Genomic DNA, 265 nt, shown 5'->3' with positions numbered 1-265 from the left:
CTTTAGTAATAGAAATGCTTTTTAGAATGTATTTATTAGCCATCCGGCTCTCATCAATACCATATGAGAAGTGATATGACTCTTCACCTTTTACTTTGCCAAATCGCTTTATTAGAAGCTCTTTAGGTGTTTTTGCAACATCCTTCAAGGAAAATAGTCCCATTCCATGCAACACCTCTTCAGTAGCCGTTCCGATTCCCCATAACTTTTTAGAAACATCCTCGTATGTCCACATAGCAATCCTAGAGTTTGAATGTTTACTTTC

Annotated in this window: 1 protein-coding gene; it reads right to left on the bottom strand. The window is 37.0% G+C overall.

Translation table 11 applies throughout. The annotated features are described in order from the left end of the window. Positions 1–265: DNA polymerase thumb domain-containing protein (locus tag JDS80_RS30890; RefSeq protein ID WP_472926355.1), on the bottom strand; the 265-nt coding region annotated here is incomplete at both ends.

Origin of the sequence: Bacillus cereus group sp. N8 (assembly GCF_016483685.1) — a bacterium.
GTDB lineage: Bacteria > Bacillota > Bacilli > Bacillales > Bacillaceae_G > Bacillus_A > Bacillus_A proteolyticus.
Note: the sequence above shows the minus strand (reverse complement) of the source record. Positions and strands in the feature narration are given on the sequence as shown.